The sequence below is a fragment of the Ideonella sp. sgz306126 genome (assembly GCF_056032705.1).
Window position 1 is genome coordinate 782,976 of the sequence record NZ_JBVYWP010000001.1, and the last position, 24,371, is coordinate 807,346.

At 67.7% G+C, this 24,371-nt stretch carries 21 protein-coding genes, 1 tRNA gene and 1 riboswitch; of the genes, 18 read left to right on the forward strand and 4 right to left on the reverse strand.

Annotation, left to right across the window (positions count from 1 at the left end; translation table 11 throughout):
- Position 1: 1 nt before the first annotated feature.
- Entirely contained in the window at positions 2-472 is a 471-nt protein-coding gene (locus tag AC0N04_RS03600; protein WP_474278694.1) for a 4-hydroxylaminobenzoate lyase, read from the reverse strand.
- 152 nt (positions 473-624) lie between these two features.
- On the opposite strand from AC0N04_RS03600, the gene AC0N04_RS03605 reads away from it, so the two are divergent.
- The 8 genes from AC0N04_RS03605 to AC0N04_RS03640 all read left to right on the forward strand — a co-directional run bounded on the left by AC0N04_RS03605 (position 625) and on the right by AC0N04_RS03640 (position 10,525).
- A complete protein-coding gene (locus tag AC0N04_RS03605) occupies positions 625-1,542 on the forward strand; it encodes a helix-turn-helix transcriptional regulator (protein WP_474278696.1) in 918 nt (305 codons plus the stop codon).
- A 110-nt stretch (positions 1,543-1,652) separates the two neighbouring features.
- Positions 1,653-3,335, forward strand: coding sequence for a 2,3-epoxybenzoyl-CoA dihydrolase (boxC, locus tag AC0N04_RS03610; RefSeq protein WP_474278698.1), 1,683 nt, complete (start codon positions 1,653-1,655; stop codon positions 3,333-3,335).
- A 33-nt stretch (positions 3,336-3,368) separates the two neighbouring features.
- Positions 3,369-4,796, forward strand: coding sequence for a benzoyl-CoA 2,3-epoxidase subunit BoxB (gene boxB, locus AC0N04_RS03615; RefSeq protein WP_474278700.1), 1,428 nt, complete (start codon positions 3,369-3,371; stop codon positions 4,794-4,796).
- A gap of 111 nt (positions 4,797-4,907) precedes the next feature.
- Positions 4,908-6,215: a benzoyl-CoA 2,3-epoxidase subunit BoxA gene (gene boxA, locus AC0N04_RS03620; RefSeq protein WP_474278702.1), complete on the forward strand. Its 1,308-nt coding sequence runs from the start codon at positions 4,908-4,910 to the stop codon at positions 6,213-6,215.
- Positions 6,216-6,228: 13 nt separating this feature from the next.
- The gene (locus AC0N04_RS03625; RefSeq protein ID WP_474278704.1) at positions 6,229-7,026 is read left to right on the forward strand and encodes an enoyl-CoA hydratase-related protein; all 798 of its coding nucleotides are present in this window, start codon (positions 6,229-6,231) and stop codon (positions 7,024-7,026) included.
- Complete coding sequence (locus AC0N04_RS03630; RefSeq protein WP_474278706.1) at positions 7,023-8,549, forward strand: 3-hydroxyacyl-CoA dehydrogenase; 1,527 nt, start codon at positions 7,023-7,025, stop codon at positions 8,547-8,549. The genes AC0N04_RS03625 and AC0N04_RS03630 overlap by 4 nt, the downstream gene beginning before the upstream one ends.
- Positions 8,546-9,004: a MaoC family dehydratase gene (locus tag AC0N04_RS03635; protein ID WP_474278708.1), complete on the forward strand. Its 459-nt coding sequence runs from the start codon at positions 8,546-8,548 to the stop codon at positions 9,002-9,004. The genes AC0N04_RS03630 and AC0N04_RS03635 overlap by 4 nt, the downstream gene beginning before the upstream one ends.
- A 90-nt stretch (positions 9,005-9,094) precedes the next feature.
- Positions 9,095-9,202: riboswitch (glycine riboswitch) on the forward strand.
- Positions 9,203-9,262: 60 nt separating this feature from the next.
- Positions 9,263-10,525 carry a D-amino acid dehydrogenase gene (locus tag AC0N04_RS03640; protein WP_474278710.1) on the forward strand — a complete coding sequence of 421 codons (1,263 nt, stop codon included), beginning with the start codon at positions 9,263-9,265 and terminating at the stop codon, positions 10,523-10,525.
- A gap of 53 nt (positions 10,526-10,578) precedes the next feature.
- Here the strand turns inward: AC0N04_RS03640 and boxB (AC0N04_RS03645) are convergent, their stop codons facing one another.
- On the reverse strand, positions 10,579-12,078 hold the full coding sequence (boxB, locus tag AC0N04_RS03645; RefSeq protein WP_474278712.1) for a benzoyl-CoA 2,3-epoxidase subunit BoxB: 1,500 nt from the start codon (positions 12,076-12,078) through the stop codon (positions 10,579-10,581).
- Positions 12,079-12,242: 164 nt separating this feature from the next.
- On the opposite strand from boxB (AC0N04_RS03645), the gene AC0N04_RS03650 reads away from it, so the two are divergent.
- The gene (locus AC0N04_RS03650; RefSeq protein ID WP_474278714.1) at positions 12,243-14,054 is read left to right on the forward strand and encodes a feruloyl-CoA synthase; all 1,812 of its coding nucleotides are present in this window, start codon (positions 12,243-12,245) and stop codon (positions 14,052-14,054) included.
- Positions 14,055-14,183: 129 nt separating this feature from the next.
- Positions 14,184-14,260, forward strand: a tRNA-Met gene (locus AC0N04_RS03655).
- 772 nt (positions 14,261-15,032) lie between these two features.
- On the opposite strand, the gene AC0N04_RS03660 is transcribed toward AC0N04_RS03655, so the two are convergent.
- On the reverse strand, positions 15,033-15,995 hold the full coding sequence (locus AC0N04_RS03660) for a PDR/VanB family oxidoreductase (protein ID WP_474278716.1): 963 nt from the start codon (positions 15,993-15,995) through the stop codon (positions 15,033-15,035).
- A 10-nt stretch (positions 15,996-16,005) separates the two neighbouring features.
- Positions 16,006-17,058 carry a Rieske 2Fe-2S domain-containing protein gene (locus AC0N04_RS03665; RefSeq protein ID WP_474278718.1) on the reverse strand — a complete coding sequence of 351 codons (1,053 nt, stop codon included), beginning with the start codon at positions 17,056-17,058 and terminating at the stop codon, positions 16,006-16,008.
- 84 nt (positions 17,059-17,142) lie between these two features.
- Here AC0N04_RS03665 and AC0N04_RS03670 point away from each other — a divergent pair, with 84 nt between their 5' ends.
- From AC0N04_RS03670 to modA, 8 genes are all read left to right on the forward strand, one after another.
- Positions 17,143-17,841, forward strand: coding sequence for a GntR family transcriptional regulator (locus tag AC0N04_RS03670; protein ID WP_474278720.1), 699 nt, complete (start codon positions 17,143-17,145; stop codon positions 17,839-17,841).
- Positions 17,842-18,520: 679 nt separating this feature from the next.
- Complete coding sequence (locus AC0N04_RS03675) at positions 18,521-19,735, forward strand: IscS subfamily cysteine desulfurase (protein WP_474278722.1); 1,215 nt, start codon at positions 18,521-18,523, stop codon at positions 19,733-19,735.
- 26 nt (positions 19,736-19,761) lie between these two features.
- A complete protein-coding gene (gene iscU, locus AC0N04_RS03680; protein WP_474278724.1) occupies positions 19,762-20,187 on the forward strand; it encodes a Fe-S cluster assembly scaffold IscU in 426 nt (141 codons plus the stop codon).
- A gap of 35 nt (positions 20,188-20,222) precedes the next feature.
- Positions 20,223-20,639, forward strand: coding sequence for an iron-sulfur cluster insertion protein ErpA (gene erpA / locus AC0N04_RS03685; protein WP_474278726.1), 417 nt, complete (start codon positions 20,223-20,225; stop codon positions 20,637-20,639).
- Positions 20,640-20,653: 14 nt separating this feature from the next.
- Positions 20,654-20,977: a HesB/IscA family protein gene (locus tag AC0N04_RS03690; RefSeq protein ID WP_474278728.1), complete on the forward strand. Its 324-nt coding sequence runs from the start codon at positions 20,654-20,656 to the stop codon at positions 20,975-20,977.
- A 156-nt stretch (positions 20,978-21,133) separates the two neighbouring features.
- Entirely contained in the window at positions 21,134-23,098 is a 1,965-nt protein-coding gene (hscA, locus tag AC0N04_RS03695) for a Fe-S protein assembly chaperone HscA (RefSeq protein ID WP_474278730.1), read from the forward strand.
- A gap of 8 nt (positions 23,099-23,106) precedes the next feature.
- Entirely contained in the window at positions 23,107-23,460 is a 354-nt protein-coding gene (gene fdx, locus AC0N04_RS03700; protein ID WP_474278732.1) for an ISC system 2Fe-2S type ferredoxin, read from the forward strand.
- A 126-nt stretch (positions 23,461-23,586) separates the two neighbouring features.
- Positions 23,587-24,342: a molybdate ABC transporter substrate-binding protein gene (gene modA / locus AC0N04_RS03705; protein ID WP_474278734.1), complete on the forward strand. Its 756-nt coding sequence runs from the start codon at positions 23,587-23,589 to the stop codon at positions 24,340-24,342.
- Positions 24,343-24,371 lie beyond the last annotated feature (29 nt).

The following is a 24,371-nucleotide window of genomic DNA, read 5'->3' on the forward strand; positions in this document are numbered from 1 at the left end:
TTCAGGTACAGGTGAATTGAATCGCCCCTTGGGGCAGCAGGTACAGCACATGGGCCCGGCCACCGGTTACCGTGGGGCGGTGCGCGCTGCCCGGCCCGTAGACCTTCCAGCCGGCGCCCTGGCCGTCGAAGCGCGCATCGCCTTGCAGCGGCAGGACCAGGTCGATCTCGCCCTGGGGGTGCACATGGTGCGGGCCGACGACGTCCTGCATGTCGACCACGTCGACCGAGAAGCCGTGCGTGGCGGGCGTGGCCTTCAGCACCCGCCCGTAGCGCAGGCCGCCAGCCTCGTGCTGGCACATCCAGCCTTCGGCCGCGCCGGTCCGGCAGGCCGCGGCGATCGCTTCGTAGAGCGGACTGCCGGCAGGGTGCAGGCGGTTCAGGTCGGCCGCCAGCGCATCGTCCAGCGCGCGGCCCGCCAGCGTGGCGGTGAGCGAGGCGATCAAGGACTGAAAGTCGTCAACAGAGGTCATGGCAGGGTTCCCCGTTCAAGCCCCAGGCGCAGTCCCGGTTGTCGAGTTCTTGCGCCGGGTCGCTTGTGGAAATTTAGTGCATGACCGAAACTTACCCGGCTGACGAACCGGAGTCAAGCAATATATTGCATACCGCGGGTAGACACTACATCATGGACGACCTCGACACCTCGCTGGCCGACCGGCCTGCCGCCGAACGCACCAGCGATCCGCGCGATCCCTTTCTAACCACGCTGGGCGAGCGGGTGCGCGCGGTGCGTGCCCGTCGCGGCATGACGCGGCGCGTGCTGTCGCAGGCGTCGGACGTCTCGGAACGCCACCTGGCCAACCTGGAATCGGGCGTCGGGAACGCCTCCATCCTGGTGCTGCGCCAGGTCTGCCGGGCGCTGGATTGCGAACTGGCCGAATTGCTCGGCGACGAGACCGCCACCTCGCCCGAGTGGCTGATGATCCGCGACCTGCTGCGCGGGCGCACCGATGACGACCTGCGCCGCGGCCGGCTGGCGCTGGCGGACCTCTACGGCCAATCGGGCCCACCCGACGCACGGCTGCAGCGCATCGCGCTGATCGGGCTGCGCGGCGCCGGCAAGTCCACGCTGGGCCGGCGGCTGGCCGAGTCGCTGGACGTGCCCTTCGTCGAGCTCAACCAGGAAATCGAGCGCGTGGCCGGCTGCAGCCTGCCCGAGATCCACAACCTGCTGGGCGCCGCCGCCTACCGCCGCTACGAGCGACGCGCGCTGGAGGAAACGATCCAGCTCTACCCGGACGCCGTCATCGCCACGCCAGGGGGCGTGGTGTCGGACCCGGCCAACTTCAACCTGCTGCTCGCCCATTGCTACACCGTGTGGCTGAAGGCCTCGCCTGAGGAGCACATGAGCCGCGTGCTGGCGCAGGGCGATCTGCGGCCGATGTCGGGCAACCGCGAAGCCATGGACGACCTGAAGCGCATCCTCAACGAGCGCGCGGCGTTCTACGGCAAGGCCGACCTGGCGATCGAGACCGGCGGCAAGCCGCTGGAGCAGGCCGAACAGGAACTCCAGGCGGCACTGCGAAAGGCGATCAAGCATTAAATTGCATTTTCTGCTTGACGTGTCATGTAGATGCATTATGATGCCTGTCATTCGCGGTCGGGACATTCCGTCGCCACACCGCACTCACAGGCCGCCCACAGGAGACTGGCATGAATGCACCCCTCGCCCCCGAGACCCTGGCCGCCCGCCCGGTCGACTACCGCACCGAGCCCGGCCAATACCACCACTGGTCGCTGAGCGTCGAAGGCCCGGTGGCCACGCTGGCGATGAACGTCGATGAGAACGCCGGCCTGCGCCCCGGCTACAAGCTCAAGCTCAACAGCTACGACCTGGGCGTGGACGTGGAACTGCACGACGCCATCAACCGCATCCGCTTCGAGCATCCGCAAGTGGGCAGCGTGGTGATCACCTCCAGCCGCGATCGCATCTTCTGCTCCGGCGCCAACATCTTCATGCTGGGCGTGTCCAGCCACGGCTGGAAGGTGAACTTCTGCAAGTTCACCAACGAAACCCGCAACGGCCTGGAAGACTCGTCTAAGCATTCGGGCCTGAAATTCCTGGCCGCCGTCAACGGTGCCTGCGCCGGCGGCGGCTACGAGCTGGCCCTGGCCTGCGACGAGATCATCCTGGTCGACGACCGCTCCAGCGCCGTGAGCCTGCCCGAGGTGCCGCTGCTGGGCGTGCTGCCCGGCACCGGCGGCCTGACCCGCGTGACCGACAAGCGCCATGTGCGCCACGACCTGGCCGACATCTTCTGCACCACCACGGAAGGCGTGCGCGGCCAGAAGGCCAAGGATTGGCGGCTGGTCGACGAGATCGTCAAGCCCGCCGCGTTCGCGGCCAAGGTCCAGGAACGCGCGCTGGCGCTGGCGGCGACCAGCGACCGTCCGGCCGACGCGCAGGGCGTGGCGCTGACCCGCATCGAGCGCAGCCAGGATGCAGACAGCCTGCGCTACGAGCACGTCAGCGTCGAGATCGACCGGGCCCGCCGCCAGGCCGTCTTCACCGTCCAGGCCCCGACCGGCCCCCAGCCCGGCACGGTGGACGCCATCGTGGCCGCCGGCGCGGCCTGGTACCCGCTGGCCATGGCGCGCCAATTGGACGACGCCATCCTGCACATGCGCACCAACGAGCTGGACATCGGCACCTGGGTGCTGAAGACCCGCGGCGACAGCGCGGCCGTGCAGGCCCTGGATGCCCAGTTGCTGGCCCACCCAGATCACTGGCTGGTGCGCGAGACCATCGGCCTGCTGCGCCGCACGCTGTCGCGCATCGACGTCTCGTCGCGCTCGCTGTTCGCGCTGATCGAGGAAGGCTCGTGCTTCACCGGCACGCTGGCGGAACTGGCCCTGGCCTGCGACCGCAGCTACCACCTGGCGCTGCCTGACGATGCCGCCAAGGCCCCCAAGCTCGCGCTGACCGAAGCCAACTTCGGCCTCTACCCGATGGCCACCGGCCAGTCTCGCCTGGGCCGCCGCTTCTACGACGAAGCCGCCCCGATGGCCGCCGCCCGGGCCGCGATCGGCCAGGCGCTGGATGCCGACGCCGCGCTGGCCCTTGGGCTGGTGACCTCGGCACCCGACGACATCGACTGGGCCGACGAGGTGCGGATTGCGCTGGAAGAACGTGCCGCGATGTCGCCCGACGCGCTGACCGGCATGGAGGCCAACCTGCGCTTCAACGGTCCCGAGAACATGTTCACCCGCATCTTCGGCCGCCTCACCGCCTGGCAGAACTGGATCTTCCAGCGCCCCAACGCGGTCGGCGAGAAGGGCGCGCTGAAGCTCTACGGCAAGGGCGAAAAAGCGCAATTCGACATGAACCGCGTCTGACCAGACGGCCACCCCACGTACCGAAAGCACACGATGTCCACGATCAATTACAGCGAGAAGATCCCCAACAACGTCGCCCTGTCGGAAGACAAGACGCTGCAGCGCGCGCTGGAACACTGGCAGCCCAACTACCTGAACTGGTGGAACGACATGGGCCCGGACGGCTCGCAGGGATTCGATGTCTACCTGCGCACCGCGGTCAGCGTCGAGGCCGACGGCTGGGCCCAGTTCGGCCACGTCAAGATGCCCGATTACCGCTGGGGCATCTTCCTGAACCCCAAGGAAGAGGGCAAGCAGGTCAACTTCGGCGAGCACAAGGGCGAGGCCGCCTGGCAGGACGTGCCCGGCGAGCACCGCGCCAACCTGCGCCGCATCATCGTCACCCAGGGCGACACCGAACCGGCGTCGGTCGAACAGCAGCGCCACCTGGGCCTGACCGCCCCCAGCCAGTACGACCTGCGCAACCTGTTCCAGGTGAACGTGGAAGAAGGCCGCCACCTCTGGGCGATGGTCTACCTGCTGCACAAGTACTTCGGCCGCGACGGCCGCGAAGAAGCCGATGCGCTGCTGCAGCGCAACTCCGGCGACGCCGACAACCCGCGCATCCTGGGCGCCTTCAACGAGCAGACCCCGGACTGGCTGGCGTTCTACATGTTCACCTACTTCACCGACCGCGACGGCAAATTCCAGCTCTGCGCGCTGGCCGAGAGCGGCTTCGATCCGCTGGCGCGCACGACCAAGTTCATGCTGACCGAAGAGGCGCACCACATGTTCGTCGGCGAATCGGGCGTGAGCCGCGTGATCGCCCGCACCTGCCAGGTGATGAACGAGCTCAAGACCGACGATCCCGCCAAGGTGCGCGCGGCCGGCGTGATCGATCTGCCCACCCTCCAGCGCTACCTGAACTTCCACTTCTCGGTGACGATCGACCTGTTCGGCGCCGATGAATCCAGCAACGCGGCGATCTTCTACAACTCCGGCCTGAAGGGGCGCTACGAGGAGACGAAGCGTGGCGACGACCACCGCCTGCAGGGCCAGACCTACAAGGTGCTGGCGGTGCAGAACGGCCAGTTGGTGGAGCGCGAGGTGCCGATGCTCAACGCGCTCAACGAAGTGCTGCGAGACGACTACATCAAGGACTCGATCGCTGGCGTCAACCGCTGGAACAAGGTGATCGAGAAGGCCGGCATCCCGTTCAAGCTGGTGGCCCCGCACAAGGTCTTCAACCGCAAGATCGGCACGCTGGCCGGCGCCAACGTGACGCCGGAGGGCCGGGTCGTGAGCGCCGCCGAATGGGCCCAGAACGAGAAGCACTGGCTGCCCTCGGCCGAAGACCGCGCCTTCGTCGCCAGCCTGATGGGCCGCGTCACCGATCCGGGCAAGTTCGCCAACTGGATCGCGCCGCCGGTGATGGGCATCAACCGCCAGCCGGTCGACTTTGAATACGTTCGCTTTTCCTGAGGCCTGACGCCTGCGCGGCGGGTGCGCGGCTCGGGCTTGTCCCGACACGCCACCCGCCGTTTCACTTGTACCGTCGGCACTCTCCCGCCAGCCTCCCAGCCGGACCCCATCATGAACGCTCCGATGCCTGCCGTGCTCAAGCAGCACCTGATCGACCCCGAGATCTGCATCCGCTGCAACACCTGCGAGGCCACGTGCCCGGTGAACGCCATCTCGCACGATTCGCGCAACTATGTCGTCGACGTCAACGTCTGCAACTGGTGCAACGCCTGCATCTCGCCCTGTCCCACGGGCTCGATCGACAACTACCGCAGCGTGGCCGCCACCCGGCCCTACACGCTGGACGAGCAGTTCAGCTGGGACGAACTGCCCGCCGAACTGAGCCGCGAGCAATTGGCCGCGCTGGTGGGTGACGCGACGGGTGATGCGGCCGGCGATGCCGCCGTGGCCGATGCCCCTGCTGAAGCCGCCCCCGCGGCAGCCGCCACCACCGCCACGGGCGAGGCACCCTTCCGCGCGGGCGACTACGGCGCCACGCTGCCGCCCTGGTCGGCCGCGCACGCCTACACCAACCTCTACGGCCCCAAGTCGGCGCAAAAGACCACCACCGCCACCGTGGTGGGCAATGTGCGCGTCACCCAGGTGGGCACCGAGTACGACACCCACCACCTGATGCTGGACTTCGGCAGCATGCCCTTTCCGGTGCTGGAAGGACAGTCCATCGCCGTCATCCCGCCGGGCGTGGACGGCGCCGGCAAGCCGCACCACCCGCGGCAGTACTCCATCGCCAGTCCGCGCAACGGCGAGCGGCCCGGCTACAACAACCTCTCGCTCACCATCAAGCGCGTGCTTGAAGACCACTCGGGCAAGCCGGTGCGCGGTGTGGCCAGCAACTACCTGTGCGACCTGAAGGTCGGCGACACGGTGCAGGTGATCGGGCCCTTCGGCACCAGCTTCCTGATGCCCAACCACCCGAAGTCGAACATCGTGATGATCTGCACCGGCACCGGCAGCGCGCCGATGCGCGCGATGACCGAATGGCGCCGTCGATTGAGAGCCACCGGCAAGTTCGAGGGCGGCAAGCTGATGCTGTTCTTCGGCGCCCGCACCAAGGAGGAGCTGCCCTACTTCGGGCCGCTGATGAACCTGCCCAAGGACTTCATCGACATCAATCTCGCGTTCTCGCGCACCCCTGGCGCGCCCAAGCGCTATGTGCAAGACCTGATGCGCGAGCGCGCCGCCGACCTGGGCCCGCTGCTGAAAGACCCCAACACCTACTTCTATGTCTGCGGCCTGAAATCGATGGAAGAAGGCGTGGTGCTGGCCTTGCGCGATTTGGCGACCGGCACCGGACTGGCGTGGGAGACACTGGGCGCCGAGCTGAAGGCACAAGGCCGACTGCACCTGGAAACCTACTGACCTCACGCATGAGATGAGCTACACCACGCTAGAGCTGCAGCACGGACCCGTCAGCCGGGTGCGCATGAACCGCCCGCAGGTCTTCAATGCCTTCGACGAGGCGATGATCGGCGAACTGGACCGGGCCTTCGCCATGCTGGAAACCGACGACGCGGTGCGCGTGATCGTGCTCGAAGGCGCGGGCAAGGCCTTCAGCGCCGGCGCGGACCTGCAGTGGATGCAGCGCGCCAGCGCCGCCAGCCTCGAATGGAACGAGGCCGATGCGCGCCGCTTCGCGGCCATGCTCCATCGCATCCACGCCTGCGCCAAGCCCACCATCGCGCGCGTCCAGGGCGTCGCGCTGGGCGGCGGCGTGGGCCTGACCGCCGCCTGCGATCTGGCCATCGCCGGCGACGACGCGAAGTTCTCGGTCAGCGAGGCGCGCTTCGGCATCCTGCCCTCGGTGATCGGCCCCTATCTGACCAATGCGGTGGGCAAGCGCCAGGCCTTGCGCCTGGCCTTGACCACCTCGCGCATCGGCGCCGCCGAGGCGCTCGCCATCGGCCTGGTGCACCAGGTGGTGCCGGTGGCGGAGCTGGACGCCGCCGTCGACGCGCTGGTGGCCGAACTGCTGAACGGCGGCCCGCAGGCGCAGCGCGAAATCAAGGCGCTGTTCGCCCGCTTCGACGTCGGTACGATCACGCCCGAGGTGCGCGAGCTGACCGCCCGCACCATCGCCCGCGTGCGCGGCACCGAGGAAGCGCGCCAGGGCTTCGCGGCCTTTCTGGCCAAGCAGCCCGCCCCGTGGATTCCCCGAGACGACAAGACATGAACACCTTCGAATTGAGCAGCACCCCGGTGCTGGTGGTGGGCGCCGGCATCATGGGCGCCGGCATCGCGCAGGTGGCGGCCCAGGCCGGCCACGCGGTGCAGCTGCACGATGCCCGGCCGGGTGCCGCCGCCGACGCCAAGGACAAGCTTGCCGCCGGCCTGCAGGCCCTGGTGACCAAGGGCCGGCTGACGGCCGAGAACGCAGCCGCGACGCTGGCTCGCATCACCCCCCTCGACGCCCTGGCCGAAGCGGCCGGCGCAGGGCTGGTGGTCGAGGCCATCGTCGAGAAGCTGGAGGTCAAGCGCGCGCTGTGGCGGGACCTGGAAGCGCTGGTCTCGCCCGAGTGCGTGATCGCCACCAACACCTCGTCGATCTCGGTCACCGCGCTGGCCAACGGCATGGCCCGGCCCGAGCGTCTGGTGGGCATGCACTTTTTCAACCCGGTGCCGCTGATGAAGCTGGTCGAGGTGGTCTCGGGGCTGCACACCGCGCCTGCGGTGGCCGACGCCATCTTCAAGCTGTCCGCGGCCTGGGGCAAGACGCCGGTGCACGCGCGCTCGACCCCCGGCTTCATCGTCAACCGCATCGCCCGCCCCTATTACGCCGAGACCCTGGCGCTGCTGGCCGAACAGGCCGCGACCCCGGCCGTGCTGGACGCCTGCCTGCGCAGCGCCGGTTTCCGCATGGGCCCCTGCGAGCTGATGGACCTGATCGGCCACGACACCAACTTCGCCGTCACCCAATCGGTCTTCGAAGCGAATTTCTTCGACAAGCGCTACGTGCCCTCCGGCGTGCAACGCGAGCTGGTCGACGCCGGCTGGCTCGGCCGCAAGAGCGGCCGGGGCTTTTACCGCCATCCGCAGAGCGAGGCCGACAAGGCCCTGCCCGCGGCGGCGCCGCAGGCCGCACCCGGCGCGGTCACCGTGACCGGCCGTTGCGCCTGGGCCGAACAGATCGCCGCCCGGCTGATGGCCGGCGGTCTGCGCGTGAGCCGTGACACCGGCACCGCCGACGTCGGCCTGACGCTGGCCGCGGGCCGGCTGGTGGTCAGCGACGGCCGCACCGCGACCGAGCGGGCCGCCCGCGGCGGCGAACGCAACCTGGCGGTGTTCGACTGGCAGGTCGGCGGCGAGCCGCCGGCAGGCACGCCCCTGGCATTTTCGGTGGCGGCGTCGGCGACCGAAGGCTTCACCCTGGCGGCCGCGGGTGCACTGGCCGCCGCCGGCTGGCACCCGCTGCGGGTGGCCGATGCGGCAGGCCTGGTCGTCGCTCGCACGATCGCGATGCTGGTCAACGAGGCGGCCGATGCGGTGCTGCAAGGCGTCTGCTCCCCCGAGGGGGCCGATGCGGCGATGAAGCTGGGCGTCAACTACCCGGCCGGCCCGTTCGACTGGCTGGCCCAGGTCGGCACCGGCCCGGTCGTGGGCTTGCTGGACGCGCTGGACGCGCACTACCGCGGCGAGCGCTACCGCGTCAGCCCCTGGCTGCGCCAGCGGCTGCTGGCGGAACAGGCGGCGCGATGAAATTCGCCGAATTCCACGCCGGTCAGGTCATCGAGGCCGGGCCTTACGCGATCAGCGAAGCCCAGATCCTGGCCTTCGCGACCGAGTGGGATCCGCAGTGGTTCCACACCGACCCGGAGGCCGCCGCGCAAGGCCGCTTCGGTGGCCTGATTGCCAGTGGCTGGCAGACCTGCGGGATCGCGATGCGGCTGGTGGCCGACGCGGCGTTGAAGGGGTCCGAATCCTTCGCATCGCCCGGTCTGCAGTACGTGAAATGGCCCCACCCGGTGCGCCCGGGCGACCGCCTGCACCTGGTGGCCACCGTGGTCGAGGCCCGCTGCTCGGACAAGCGGCCCACGCTGGGCATCCTGCGCTGGCGCTGGCAACTCTTCAACCAGCACCAGCAACCGGTGCTGGACCTGGAAGCCACCAGCCTGTTCGATCTGGCGCGATCGCCTCCCGCGCAGCCGCTATGATGCGGGCCTGGCAGGAGAGCGCCGGCCCCTCGGGCCGGCCACCGAAGGCGCAAACTCCCATGCACGCTCAGGTTCCGTACTGCCACGGTCAGAACGCCGTCTGGAGAGCCGTCAGCCACCGCTGATGCACCGAAGGAGCAAGGCCCGGCCCGACCGCCGCGGCTGAATCTCTCAGGTACCAAGGACAGGGGGAGCGGCACGCACCACGCCCGACCGCGTGGCGGGTGCGCCACCGCTTGCTCTCTGGAGAGTTCCCCGATGAACGTCATCGTTCTGGGTGCCGGCCTGCTCGGCACCACGTCCGCCTATTACCTGCGCCAACTGGGCCACGAGGTCACCGTGGTCGATCGCCAGGCCACCCCCGCCGCCGAAACCAGCTTTGCCAACGGCGGCCAGATCTCGGTCAGCCACGCCGAGCCCTGGGCCAACCCCGGCGCGCCGCTGAAACTGCTGAAGTGGCTGGGGCGGGAAGACGCGCCGCTGCTGTTTCGCCTGCGCGCCGACCTGCGCCAGTGGCTCTGGGGCCTGCAATTCCTGCGCGAATGCACGCCCGCGCGCACCCGCCACAACATCGAGCAGATCGTCCGCCTGGGCGCCTACAGCCGGGCCGAGTTGCAGGCGCTGCGCGCCGCGCGCGGCATCGCCTATGACCAGCGCACCCAGGGCATCCTGCATTTCTACACCAACGAGAAGGAGTTCGACGCCGCAGAGGCCCCCGCCGCGCAGATGCGCGCGCTGGGCTGCGACCGGCGCGTCATCTCGGCCGACGAGGCGGTGGCGATCGAGCCGGCGCTGCGCCACATCCGGCCGCAGCTGGCCGGCGCCACCTACACCGCGGAGGACGAATCGGGCGATGCCAACCGCTTCGCCCGCGAACTGGCCCGGCGCTGCGCGGACGATGGCGTGCACTTCCTGATGAGCCACACGGTGACCGCGCTGCGCAGCGCCGCCGGCGAGATCGACCACGTGGAGGCCACCGATGCTGAAGGCCGCTTCCAGCGCCTGCGCGCCGATGCCTATGTGCTGGCGATGGGCTCGCTGAGCCCGGTCCATGCCAGGCCGTTGGGCCTGAACCTGCCGATCTATCCGGCCAAGGGCTACTCGGTCACCATGCCGGTGAAGAACGCCTCGCTGGCCCACCAGGTCTCGCTGACCGACGACGAGTTCAAGCTGGTCTTCTCCAGGCTGGGAGACCGGTTGCGCATCGCCGGCACGGCCGAGCTGAACGGCTACGACCGCGACCTGAACCGCGTCCGCTGCGAAGCCATCGTGCGGCGCACCGAGCAGCTGTTTCCCGGCGCGGGCGACACCACCCAGGCCCAGTTCTGGAGCGGTCTGCGTCCGGCCACGCCGTCCAACGTGCCGTTGATCGGCAGGAGCCGCATCGGTCGCCTGTTCCTCAACACCGGCCACGGCACCCTGGGCTGGACGCATGCCTGCGGCTCGGGCAAGAGCATCGCCCGCATCGTCAGCGGCCTGCCGCCGGAGCTGGATTTCGCCTTCGCAGGCGTCGGGCACTGACGCGGCCTGGACGGCCTGGCCCGGCGGCCGCCGGGCCAGGCCGTCCGTGCTGATCAATCGATCTTCACGTACTCGTAGTCCACCGGCTGTTGGTTGATGCCCATCCGCGGTGGCGCGATCCAGCGGGCGTACTGGCCCGGCGCATGGCAGGGCCGCATCAGCGAATGGATGAAGTCGATGTCGGCCGCGTTGGGCAGCCATTCGTCCTTCAGGGCCGCCCAGCTCTCGGCCCCCAGGATCTCGCCGGTCGGGCTGATCGCGTGGCCGCCGAATTCGCCGATCCGGCGGTTGAAGCCCTTGTGCGGCTGGGTGAACCGGAAGTCGATGCCCGCTTTCTCGATGGTCTTGTTCCAGCGATCCAGCCCGCCCTGGCAATCGGCGATGTAGTCGTCCAGCAGACGGGCGTTGATGGCGCGCAGCGCGGGGGTGTCCTCGACCACCAGCTCGCCGTCGACCACCCGCATCACCGGATACGTGGCGTTCTGCAGCTCGTGGTCGTCGCCGGTCAGCCTGGCCTCGTTGAAGCGCCCCTTGAGTCCGGCGCTGAACGCTTCGGCGGCGTTGCTGCTGATCTCGCTGCCGAACAGGTCGCGGGTCACGCTCATGTGGAAGTTGGCCTTGCGCTGCAGCAGCGGCAGGTCGACCACGCCCAGCGACCGGATGCGCTCCACGTCGTACGGATCGGTGATGCCGGCCTGGACCATCGCGGCACAGGTGGCCTCGACGGTGCGGCCGACGCCGGTCTCGCCGACGAAGAGGTGATGGGCCTCTTCCGTCAGCATGAAGCGGCAGCTGCGGCTCAACGGGTCGAAGCCGCTTTCGGCCAGCGCCGCCAGCTGCATCTTGCCGTCGCGGTCGGTGAAGTAGGTGAACATGAAGAAGCTCAACCAGTCGGGCGTGCGCTCGTTGAACGCGCCCAGGATGCGCGGGTTGTCCTGCTGGCCGCTGCGGCGTTCCAGCAAGGCCTGGGCTTCCTCGCGCCCGTCCTTGCCGAAGTACTTGACCAGCAGGTAGACCATGGCCCACAGGTGGCGGCCTTCCTCGACGTTGACCTGGAACAGGTTGCGCAGGTCGTACAGGCTGGGTGCGGTCGCGCCGAGGTGGCGTTGCTGTTCGACCGACGCCGGCTCGGTATCGCCCTGCACCACGATCAGCCGGCGCAGCAGCGAGCGGTATTCGCCCGGCACCTCCTGCCAGGCCGGCTCGCCCTTGTGGCGACCGCAGGGAATGGTGCGGCCCTCCACCTTCGGCGCGAGCAGGATGCCCCAGCGGTAGTCGGGCATCTTCACGTAGCCGAACTTGGCCCAGCCCGCCGGATCCACGCCGACCGCGGTGCGCAGGTAGACCTCGGCCTGCTGGAAGCCTTCGGGCCCCATGTCCTTCCACCAATCGAGGTAGGCCGGGTGCCAGCTCTCCAGCGCGCGCAGCAACTGCCGGTCGCTGGCGAGGTCGACGTTGTTGGGAATGGCATCGTCGTAGCGGACCTCGACGAAACGGTCGCTGGCGACCGACTCGCGGGCTTCGATCAAGGTGTCGTCCGGTGTGCTGCTCATCGTGGTCTCCTGGGGTGGCTGAGGGAAGGGTTTTCCATGCACTTTCATGCTCTTATCGATGCATGACATGCAGTATCATGCTTATTCACCGGTCGGCAGTTTGCGCTAGATCAGTAAAACGGCACCGCAGCGTCGACCTTCCACGGCCCCCCCAGGAGACACCGATGGCGGCATTCGTCGACGACCCCGACAACCTCGCGCCCCCCCGGGCCGAACGGCTGGACCTGACCGACGGCAGCTTCGTGCTGCGCTCGCCCCAGGCGCTGGGGCCTTATGCGCGCTGCATCGGCGACTGGCTGGAACGCTGGGCGCGGGACACGCCCGACGCGCCGGCCTTTGCCGAGCGCGCGCCGAACGGCGAGTGGCGCCAGCTGAGCTGGGCCCAGACACGCACGGCCGTGGGCCGGGTGGCGCAAGGCCTGCTGGGCCTGCGCCTGCCCGCCGGCAAGCCGGTGGTGGTGCTGTCGGACAACTCGATCGACCACCTGGTGCTGATGCTCGCCTGCATGCACGTGGGGCGCCCGGTGTGCACCGTCAGCAGCGCCTACTGCAGGCTGAGTCAGGACTTTGCGAAGATCCGCGACATCGTGCAGATGCTCGATCCGGCGCTGGTCTATGCCTCGGATGCCAAGGTCTACGGTGGGGCGATCCGCGCCTGCCTGGACCAGGGCGCGCTGCACGGCGTGGTGGTGCTGGGCCAGGGCGCCGACGAGGTGCCTGGCGCCTTTCCGTGGGAGCTGCTGGCCAGCCGCCCCGAAGGCCCCGCGGTGATGCAGGCCTTCCAGGCGGTGCTGCCCGACGACACCGCGAAGTACCTGCTGACGTCGGGCTCGACCGGCCATCCCAAGGTGGCGATCAACACCCACCGCATGCTCTGCGCCAACCAGCAAATGATTGCCCAGACCTGGCGCTTCCTGAAGCGCGAGAAGCCGGTCCTGCTGGACTGGCTGCCATGGAGCCATACCTTCGGCGGCAATCACAACCTGAACATGGTGCTCTGCCACGGCGGCACGCTCTACATCGACGACGGCCGACCGGTCCCTGGGGCGATAGAAAAGACCGTGCGCAACCTGCGGGACTGCAGCCCCAACATCCACTTCAACGTGCCGCGCGGCCTGGACATGCTGATGAACTTTCTCGACGCCGATCCGGCGCTCGCCAGGAAGGTGCTGGCGCCGCTGCGCGCGGTGTTCTACGCCGGCGCCGCGCTGCCGCAGGCGAGCTGGCAACGGCTGCAAGGCATCGCCCGCAAGGTACGCGACGAGCCGCTCTGGTTGACGACGTCCTGGGGCTCGACCGAGACCGCGCCGGCCATCACCAGCGCCCACTGGATGCTGGAAGGCGCGGGCTGCATCGGCCTGCCGCTGCCCGGTATCGAGCTGAAATTCATCCCCAATGGCGAAAAGCTGGAAATGCGGGTGCGCGGCGTCAACATCTTTCCCGGCTACCGCAACGCGGCGCGACTGAGCGCCGAAGCCTTCGACGAAGAGGGCTACTACCGGATCGGCGACGCCGGCTACCTGGTCGACCCGGCCCACCCCGAGAAGGGCGTGATGTTCAACGGCCGCGTGGCCGAGGACTTCAAGCTGACCACCGGCACCTGGGTGTCGGTGGGCACGCTGCGCGTCAAGCTGGTCTCGGCGTTGGCACCGCTCGCGACCGATGCGGTGATCACCGGGCACGACCGCGACGAGATCGGCGCGCTGGTCTTCCTGAGCCCGGCGGGCCAGGCCACCGCGCGCGGCGAGTTGCACGACAAGGTGCAGGCCGCGCTGCAGGAACTCCGGCGCGGCGGCGGCTCGTCGCAATGCCCAGGACGAGTGCTGCTGATGACCGAAGCCCCCAACGCCGACGCCGGCGAAATCACCGACAAGGGCTACGTCAACCAGCGCGCGGTGCTGAGCCGGCGCGCGGTGGAGGTGGCCACGCTGTACGCCGACGCCGCCGACGAGCGCATCGTCACGCTGACCCACTGAAGTGGCAGGCGAACGGCTGCGCCGCAGCGCCGGTGGCCAGGGCATGGCCGTGCGGTTGGCGAATCCCACTGCGGCCTGATCCGTTCCCGCGCCCAAAATGAAAATTTCAGGCTATACTTGCGGGCTCTAGGCGCTTTAGCTCAGCCGGTTAGAGCGACGGAATCATAATCCGCAGGTCCGGGGTTCGAATCCCTGAAGCGCCACCAAAACCCAAGAGGCTTGTAGGTCAACGACTTACAAGCCTTTTTCTTTGCCAGGGGTGCCACTTGGGGGTGCCACTTGGGCTCCGTCGACACACCACGCCTGTACCGCAAACCCTGCGGAACGTACTTCATCCGGATCCTGCTACTTCAGGCTCCGTCTTCCTCAAGTTCCGGCCCGCCCGGCCGTTATACGCGTGTGGAAGTCCGCCAGTCGCTGCGGACCAAGAACCCCGACCTCGCACGAAGCATGCCGTGCGAATCCTCAACCTGCTCGACAGGTTCGTTGTGCACGTGGACCGCGACGAGCGGACCTCCTCGTGGCATCCCAAGGCCTGCGTAGTCCGGTGGTCGTAGACGGCGATCTCGTGCTGCACTGGTTGCTCCGGCAAGTTGAAGGAGCGGCCAGTGTTCCGAGCTGGCCCAGTTCAGACGGAGGACAAATTTCGAACGTCGCTCCCGATCGACGATCGAGCCGGGTGCCAGAGACCCTGCGCCCCGAACGTCGACGGGGCACGACATGCGGGCATCTCCGCCCCGATCTATGGCTTAGGAACCGACGCCCTGGTGAGGGAGTCCGCTCATGCGCCGCCCGAGTGGATCTCCTGACGCAGCTTGTTGGGGCCGACGTTGATAGGATTTAAGCGCCGGGTTTGCCGTGACCCGGCCGGTCGGAATTCAAGGTCGACGCGGCGAGCAGATTGCTTGCTCGGGCTCTGTTACCGAGCGGCATGTGACTCGAATCGACGGCGGCACCAACACGGATGGGGCTTAGGCGTTAAAGATCCAACACCAGCCTGGGTGATCTGGCGCGAGAGCAGCAGAGCAACATTTGATCGTTGGCAGCCTGCTCTTCGGGTGTGAGGTAGACATCGCGATGATCCGGTTCACCCTGCAGTACGCGAGTCAAGCATGTGCCACAGACGCCTTGTTCACAGGCTGTCTGAACCACCACCCCCGCCTTGGCTAGCGCCTGCACGATGGTCTGGCCCCGCTGCACGTCCACCAACTGACCGTTGCTGGCAAGCTGCACTTCGAATGCCATATCGCCATCGGCCACCACCACCTCAGCGCCGAAGTATTCACGGTGCAATTGCGCTTCGGGCCAGCCCAGCGCGCGCGCGGTATTCAGCACTGCGTCCATGTAGCCCTTTGGACCACAAACGTACAGATGACGGTCCACAGGCGGCATCATCAGCAGCGCCCTCAGGTCCAGCTTCTGTGCCTCATCACCGTCGTCGAAGTGCAAGTGCACTCGCGATGCGAAGCTCGATGTCGCGATACGTTCACGAAACGCCATACGGGCAGGAGCACGAGCGCTGTAGTGCAGTTCGAACTCAGCTCCCTCGCGCGCCAGTTGCTCGGCCATGGCGAGAAGGGGGGTGATGCCAATGCCACCGGCCAACAACAGGCTGCGGTGGGTGCCCTTGTGCAGCGTAAAGCAGTTCCTGGGCCTGCTGATGTTCAACGTCTGGCCTTCTTGCAGGTACTCGTGCACAGCTGCCGAGCCGCCGCGCGATGCGGGGTCGAGCAGGACACCCAGCTGGTAGCGGTGGGTCTCCATCGGATCGTTGCACAGCGAATAGGCGCGCATCAGGCCACCCGGCAAATGCAGCTCCACATGAGCGCCTGCTGAAAACGCCGGTAGAGCGCCATCGTCCAGAGCCACCAACTCCAGCCCGCAGATGTCTATGGCTTCATGGCTCTTGCGCGCAACACGCACGGTCAGAAGCGTTGTCATGCCGGTTTCCTCATACGCCCACTGACGCGGTGCCGCCAACTTGTTCCGCCGCGATCACCCGATCGATAACGCGCCGTGCCTGCACACCACCCGAGTCGATGTTGAGCATCAACAGCTTGCGGTCAGGCCAACGCAGCAGGTTGCGCTGTTGGCGCTCCAGCATCTCTCGGTCTTCGGCAAAGATCTTGCCCTGCCCCTCGCGAATCTGGGCCGTGAGTGTGGCGTCCTCGGGTTTGAAGTGGCGCGCCATGCCCCAGAAATAGTGAATCGAGGTGTCGGATTCTGGCGTGATGAAGTCCACCACGATACAAGACACCTTCACGTCTTTGGGGGCAGCGTGACCGCCATGTCCAGCCAGTGCCACGCCGACCTCGATCAGCACATGGCTAGGCGGGGTGAAGTGGCAGATCTGCCAGCGGTCCACGAGCTGGTCGTCGGGCAGGCCGTTCATGCGCAAGGCCATCTTCCAAAACGAGGGAGGCTCGATGCCTTCCATGAATCGACTGGTGATGACCTCCTCGCCTTCGGTGCGCGTTGCGCAGGGGGTTTCATCGATCTCTTTCTGGCCGATGCTCGCGGAATGAACGTAGGTCTCGTGTGTCAGGTCCATCAGGTTGTCGACCATGAGCCGGTAGTCGCAGGCGATGTGGTACAGCCCGCCGCCATAGGCCCACTCTGGACTGTCGGCCCAGGGTAGGTGCTGGATCTTTGCCACCTCGGCCAGGGCCGCGTCGCCGGGCCAGACCCAGACAAAGCCATGGCGCTCCACCACCGGGTAGCTACGGATCGATGGAAAGCCACGCACGCGCTGACCGGGCATGGCCACGGTCTTGCCATCGCAGCCCATTTCCAGGCCGTGGTAGCCGCACACCAGCTTGCCTTCGCAAACGCGCCCCAGCGACAGCGGCGCGCCCCGGTGCGGGCAGTAGTCTTCCAACGCTGCCACGACGCCGTGCCCATCCCGGTAGAACACCATGGGTTCGCCACAAATCTGGCGCCCCAATGGGCCAGCGCCGATCTCGTCGGACGTGCATGCCACGTACCAAGCATTGCGAGGGAACATGCTATCGTTTCCTTCTAAATTGGATCCAATAATTGGATCCAATTGTCGCAATCTAGCCTAAGAATGCACCATTAGGGTAAGTATGTGGATCCAATAGAACCGGTTGCCAGTGCTAGCGTGGTGGCCTCTCTAAGGCAACTCATCATCGAAGGGCGCTTTGCCCCCGGCGAGCGTCTGGCTGAAATTCCCGTGGCCGAACGGCTGGGTGTGTCGCGTACGCCCGTGCGGCTGGCATTTCGCACCTTGGAGCAGGAAGGCCTGCTGCAAAAGGTGGGCAAGCGCGGCCTGGTGGTGCGTGCATTCTCGGAAGCCGACGTCTTCTGCGCCATCGAAGTTCGAGGGGCGCTGGAGGGCCTGGCAGCCAGGCGCCTGGCCGAGCAAGGTCTTCCCGAGGCTGTGCGAGCCAAGCTGCAGGCGTGCGTGGACGAAGGCGAACGCCTGCTGGCAAGCGGCACCTTGGCCGAGGAGGGCATCGGCCCCTGGGGTCGCTTGAACGAGCGTTTTCACAGCACCATCGTGCATGCCGGCGGTGGCCGTGTGGTGGCCGATGCCATCGCACGCAACAATCACCTGCCGTTCGCCTCCGCCGAGTCGCTGATCATCGACCGCACAGCGCTGGACCAGGAGTTTCGCAAGCTGAGCGTGGCTCAACTGCACCACCGACTGGTATTGAGCGCATTGCAACGGGGCGAGTCGGCGCGGGTCGAGACGCTGATGCGCGAGCATGCCTGTGTGGCGCTGCACTATGCACCCCTGTTCGGGCTGAAAGCTGGGGCCCTGTGATGCCGATATTGCGCCAATCAGTGATCCGGTACGCCAGCCTCGCGCCTCAGCAGCCTTTGGCCTGGAAGGTCAGGCTCAAAGCGGCGCCTGGACTGCAGAACAGTGCCGTCGGTGCTGGCGCGGTTGCCAGCCTGTCCCTGGCCTGTGCCAGCCATGCCGCTCAGGCGACCGGTTGACCCAGGAAGTGCCCGCCCTCTACGATCTGCCGCCCCTCGTCGCTGGCCAGACTTCCCGTACGCTTCAAGAGATCTTGGCTTCTCGCTTGTGAGCCTGGATCACCGGGCCGTTGCATGTCGCGACTCTGTGGCGCCGGCCGTACAGCGCATGGGCCTCCCGCAGGTGCGCCAGTGAATGCATGCACCCGCTTGGCGTCAACCATTCGACCGCCTGCCTCGCCGTCGCACAAGCAGGGCCTGATCCTCGGGGCACCCGGCTCCCCGGGCAATGTCGAGGACACCCGCGGGGCCAAGTTCCAGCGTAGAACATTCGACAAACCGCACAGTCGTCTCCACCTCAATGGCTGGCCCACTGGCACCGATGTCGCCGGACCGGGTTGACGGGCGGCAAAAATTGTCTTTCCCATCAACGCGTTAGCTTTTCTACGACCTGCCGCGTCAGGCTGGCACGTCGATTGCGATTCAGTGCCCAGCTGCCACCCAGACAGCAGTTGGAGCACACGATGGACACCGCCAAGCCGATCTACCTGGACTACGCCGCCACCACGCCAGTGGATCCGCGGGTGGTGCAGGTCATGGTGCCCTTCCTGTACGAACAGTTCGGCAACCCGGCGTCGCGCAGCCACGCCTTTGGCTGGGTCGCCGAAGAGGCGGTGGAGATCGCCCGTGAACACGTCGCGGCCTTGATAGGCGCCGACCCGCGCGAGATCGCCTGGACTTCCGGCGCCACCGAATCGAACAACCTCGCCATCAAGGGTGCGGCACAGTTTCATCAAGGCAAGGGCAAGCATCTCATCACCGTGAAGACCGAACACAAGGCCGTGCTCGACACCATGCGTGAACTGGAGCGCGCGGGCTTCGAGGTCAGCTACCTCGATGTGCTTCCCAACGGCTTGATGGACCTGGACGTGCTGAAGGCCGCACTGCGCCCCGACACCCTCCTGGTCTCGGTGATGGCCGTGAACAACGAGATCGGCGTGGTGCAAGACATCAACGCCATCGGCAGGCTCTGCCGCAGCAAGGGCGTCCTGTTCCATGTGGACGCTGCCCAGGCCAGTGGCAAGATCGAACTGGACATGAGCAGCCAGCCGGTCGACCTGATGAGCCTGTCGGCCCACAAGACCTACGGGCCCAAGGGCATAGGCGCGCTGTACGTGCGACGCAAGCCGCGCGTGCGCATCGAGGCCCAGATGCATGGCGGCGGCCACGAGCGCGGCATGCGCTCGGGCACGCTGCCCACGCACCAGATCGCCGGCATGGGCGAGGCCTACCGCCTGGCCAAGCTGCACATGGCGAGCGAGAACGAACGCATCCGCGCGCTGCGCGACCGCCTGTTGCAGCGCCTGTCCAGCATCCCCGAGATCCTGATCAACGGCGACGTGGAACAGCGCGTGCCGCACAACCTCAACGTCAGCTTCAAGTTCGTCGAGGGCGAATCGCTGCTGATGGGCATCAAGGGCGTGGCGGTGTCTTCCGGCTCGGCCTGCACCTCGGCCAGCCTGGAGCCCAGCTACGTGCTGCGCGCGCTGGGCCTCTCGGACGAAGTGGCGCACAGCTCCATCCGCTTTTCCATCGGCCGCTTCAGCACCGAGCAGGACATCGACTCGGCCGCCGAGCGTGTGCGCGTCACCGTGGAGCGACTGCGCACCGTCAGCCCGCTGTGGGACATGCACCAGGCCGGCATCGACCTGGCCAGCATCCAGTGGGCCGAGCACTGACCCACACCCCCTCCAGGAGCACCAACATGGCATACAGCGACAAGGTCATCGAGCACTACGAAAACCCCCGCAACGTGGGCGGCTTCGAGGCCGGTGACGAAGGCGTGGGCACCGGCATGGTGGGCGCTCCCGCCTGCGGCGACGTGATGAAGTTGCAGATCAAGGTGAACCCCCGCACCGGCGTGATCGAGGACGCGCGCTTCAAGACCTACGGCTGTGGCTCGGCCATTGCCAGCAGCTCCCTGGTCACCGAATGGGTCAAGGGCAAGACGCTGGACCAGGCGCTGGACATCAAGAACACGGCCATCGCCGAAGAGCTGGCGCTGCCGCCCGTGAAGATCCATTGCTCCATCCTGGCCGAAGACGCCATCAAGGCCGCCGTGAGCGACTACCGGCAAAAGGCCAGCGGCGCCACGATCGAGAAGGCCGCTTGCGCCCCCGCGAGCAACTGAGCCGTCATCCACCCCCGTCCCCACCGGAGAACCCCATGGCCTGCCAATCCCAACCCAACGCGTCCGGCGCCAGCTGCTCTACTTCGGCCGCGCCACCGCCCATGCGCACGCTGGCCGATGGCGCGCCCGCGCTCAACATCAGCGACGCCGTGGTGGGCAAGGTGGGCGCCATGCTGGCCGAAGAGAACGATCCTGAACTGCGCCTGCGCATCTTCGTCACGGGTGGCGGCTGCTCGGGCTTCCAGTACGGCTTCTCGTTCGACGACGCGGTGAAGGAAGACGACGTGGAAGTCGCGCGCGGCAACATCCGCGTGCTGGTGGATGCGATGAGCCTGCAGTACCTGATGGGCGCCGAGATCGACTATGAAGACAGCCTGGAAGGCGCGCGCTTCGTGATCCGCAACCCCAACGCCACCAGCACCTGCGGCTGCGGCAGCTCCTTCAATGTCTGAACGAGGTTGAAGTCATGGCCGTCACCGTCACCCCCAAGGCTGCCAAGCAGATCCAGAAGGCGCTCACCCAGCGCGGCTCGGGCCTGGGCCTGCGCGTGGCGGTGAAGACCAGCGGCTGCTCTGGCTACGCCTATGCGCTGGAGTTTGCCGACGCCGCCAACCCCGAAGACCGGGTGTTCGCCAGCGAGGGCGTCAACGTGCTGGTGGACGCGCACAGCCTGCCGCTGGTGGACGGCACCGAGCTGGATTGGGTGCGCGAAGGCTTGAACGAAGGCTTCAAGTTCAACAACCCGAATGCCTCTGCCGCCTGCGGCTGTGGCGAGTCGTTCGCGGTCTAGATGGCCCACCCGCTACCGCCTTCGGCGGCCCCCTCAAGGGGGCACCACCAGCGGCCCGGCAGAGCCGGTTCCGCGGCGGTTGCCAGGTTGGGCCTGCGCAAGGCGGCGTGCGGCGCGGTATCGATGCACTAGGTTCGAATTCTCTGGAGTCTCAACATGGCCTTGCTGCAAATCGCCGAACCGGGCCGCGCCGCAGCACCGCACCAGCACCGCCTGGCGGTGGGCATCGACCTGGGCACCACCAACTCGCTGGTGGCCACCGTCCGCAGCGGCCTGCCCGTCGTGCTGCCCGATGAACAAGGCCGCTCACTGCTGCCCAGCGTGGTGCACTACGCGGCGGATGGCGCCACCACCGTGGGCCATGCCGCCCTCGCGCTGGCCACGCACGACCCTCTCAACACCATCGCCTCGGCCAAGCGGCTCATTGGCCGCGCGCTGGGCGACATCGCCCCCGGCGTGGTGCCCTACCCACTCGAGGCCATGGGCCCCAGCGCCGTGGGCGTGCGCACCGTGGCCGGCCTGCAGAGCCCGGTGTCCGTGGGCACCGAAGTGCTCAGGGCCCTGCATGAACGCGCCGCGGCCGCCCTGGGCGGCCCGCTGGTGGGTGCCGTGATCACCGTGCCCGCCTACTTCGACGACGCTCAGCGCCAGGCCACGAAGGACGCCGCCAGCAAAGCCGGCCTGAACGTGCTGCGCCTGCTCAACGAGCCCACCGCCGCCGCCGTGGCCTACGGTCTGGACACCGCCAGCGAGGGCGTCTACGTGGTCTACGACCTGGGCGGCGGCACCTTCGACGTGAGCATCCTGCGCCTCACCCGCGGCGTGTTCGAGGTACTGGCCACCAACGGCGATGCGCAGCTGGGTGGCGATGACGTGGACCAGGCCCTGGTGGACTGGTTCCGCGCGCTGGACCCCGGCTTCACCTGGGCGAGCGCCGACGCTGGCGCGCTGCGCGCCGCCGCCCGCGCCGCCAAGGAATCGCTCTCTGAGGTGGAAACCACCACCCTGCGCTGCGTGCGCAGCAGCGACGGTGCCAGCCAGAGCGCCCTGCTGGGCCGCGACGAATTCGACCGTCTGGTGCAGCCGCTGGTGGAACGCAGCCTGGGCCCGGTGAAGCGCGCGCTGCGCGACGCCGGACTGAAGGCCGGCGAGGTGGACGGTGTGGTGCTGGTGGGCGGCTCCACGCGCCTGCTGCAGGTGCGCCGCGCCGTGGCCAGGCTGTTTGGCCGCGAACCCTACACCGGCATCAACCCCGACGAGGCCGTGGCCCTGGGCGCCGCCATCCAGGCCGACCAGTTGGCCGGCAACCGCGCTGCCGGATCGGAAGGCCTGCTGCTGCTCGACGTGTGCCCGCTCTCGCTGGGCCTGGAGACCATGGGCGGCCTGGTGGAGAAGGTCATCCCCCGCAATTCCACCGTGCCTACCGCACGGGCGCAAGAGTTCACCACCTTCAAGGATGGCCAGACAGCCATGGCCATCCACGTGGTGCAGGGCGAGCGCGAGCTGGTGAGCGAATGCCGCTCGCTGGCGCGCTTCACACTGCGCGGCATCCCGCCCATGGTGGCCGGGGCGGCGCGCATCCGCGTCACCTTCCAGATCGACGCCGACGGCCTGCTGAGCGTGAGCGCGCAAGAGCAGGTGAGCGGCGCGCAGGCCCATGTGGAAGTGAAGCCCAGCTACGGCCTGGTGAACGACGAAGTGGCCGGTATGCTGCAAGACGCCATCGGCCATGCCGAGACCGACGCCATGGCCCGCATGCTGCGCGAAGCCGAAGTGGAAGCGCGCCAGCTGCTGGACGCGGTGGAAGCCGCCGTGCGCCAGGACGACCACCTCATCACGCCGAAGGAACAGTTCGGCATCCTGCGTGCCATGCAGGACGTCGCCGACGCGCTGGAGCAATGCGCCGAGGGCGAAGGCATCACCCTGGCCGAGCAGAAGCAGCTGCGCGAAGCCCTGAAGCGCTCGACCGAGGGCCTGAATCAGGCCACCACCGCCTTTGCTGGCCGGCGCATGGACGCCAGCGTGCGCGATGCGCTGGCCGGCCAGCGCATCGACACGCTGGACGTGGGGCTGCCCACAGGCGCCGCCAGCGCCGACAGCCATACCGCCGCCCGCGCTTGAGCCCTGCCATGGCCGACAGCCTCATCACCTCGACCGTACGCGTGCTGCCCCACCCCGATCTGTGTCCCGATGGCCGGGTGCTGGAAGGCCGCTGCGGCCAAAAACTGGTGGACGCGCTGCTCAAACACGGCATTGCCATCGAGCACGCCTGCGAGAAGGTGTGCGCCTGCGCCACCTGCCATGTGCACATCCGCGAAGGCCTGGACGGCATCGCCCCCGCCAGTGACGACGAGGAAGACCAGCTCGACGACGCCTGGGGTCTGGACGCGCAGTCACGCCTGGCATGTTGCGTGAAACTCGGCGGCGCGCCCCTGGTGGTGGAGCTGCCCCGCTACACCAAGAACCACGCCCGCGAAAAGTAGCCCGTTGCAGCGCGGGCCCGCCAGCCCGGTGCCCACCCTCAAAAAGAATCGCATGCCACCGCCATCACCTACGCCATGCGCTGTATTGATAACACCATAACGATCACCCCCAACCGGACCCACACCATGCCCACGTCTCCCCGCTCCGCCGTCATGCTCGCTCTTCTGGCCTCGCTGGCCTTCGGCGCCCGCGCCGACGAGGTCTCGGTGGCCGTGGCGGCCAACTTCGCCGGGCCGCTGGCCAGGATTGCCGAAGGCTTCACCGCCGCCACCGGCCACACGGTCAAGCTGTCGGCCGGCGCCACCGGCAAGTTCTACGGACAGATCGTGGCGGGCGCGCCGTTCGACGTGCTGATCGCCGCCGACGACGAGACGCCCAGGAAGCTCATCGCGGAGGGCCACGCCGTGGCCGGCAGCAACTTCACCTACGCGATCGGCCAGCTGGTGCTGTGGAGCGCCCAGCCCGGCCTGGTGGACGACGAGGGCGCCGTGCTGGCAAAGGGCCACTTCGCGCACATCGCCGTGGCCAACCCCAAGCTGGCGCCCTACGGGCTGGCCGGCATGGAGGTGCTCAAGGCCAAGGGGTTGGACGCCACGCTGGCACCCAGGATCGTGCTGGGCGAAACCATCGCCCAGGCCTACCAGTTCGTCAGCACCGGCAATGCCGAGCTGGGCTTTGTCGCGCTCTCGCAGGTGGCCGTGCCGGGCAAGCCGGTGGTCGGCTCGATGTGGCGCGTGCCGGCCAACTTGTATGGCGAGATCCGCCAGGACGCGGTGCTGCTCAAGACCGGGGCCGACAAGCCCGGCGCCAAGGCCTTGCTGGCCTACCTCCAGACCGCGCCGGCCAAGGCCGTCATCCAGAGCTACGGCTACGGTCAATGAAAGCCCCTGACCGTCACGAACTCGCCCGC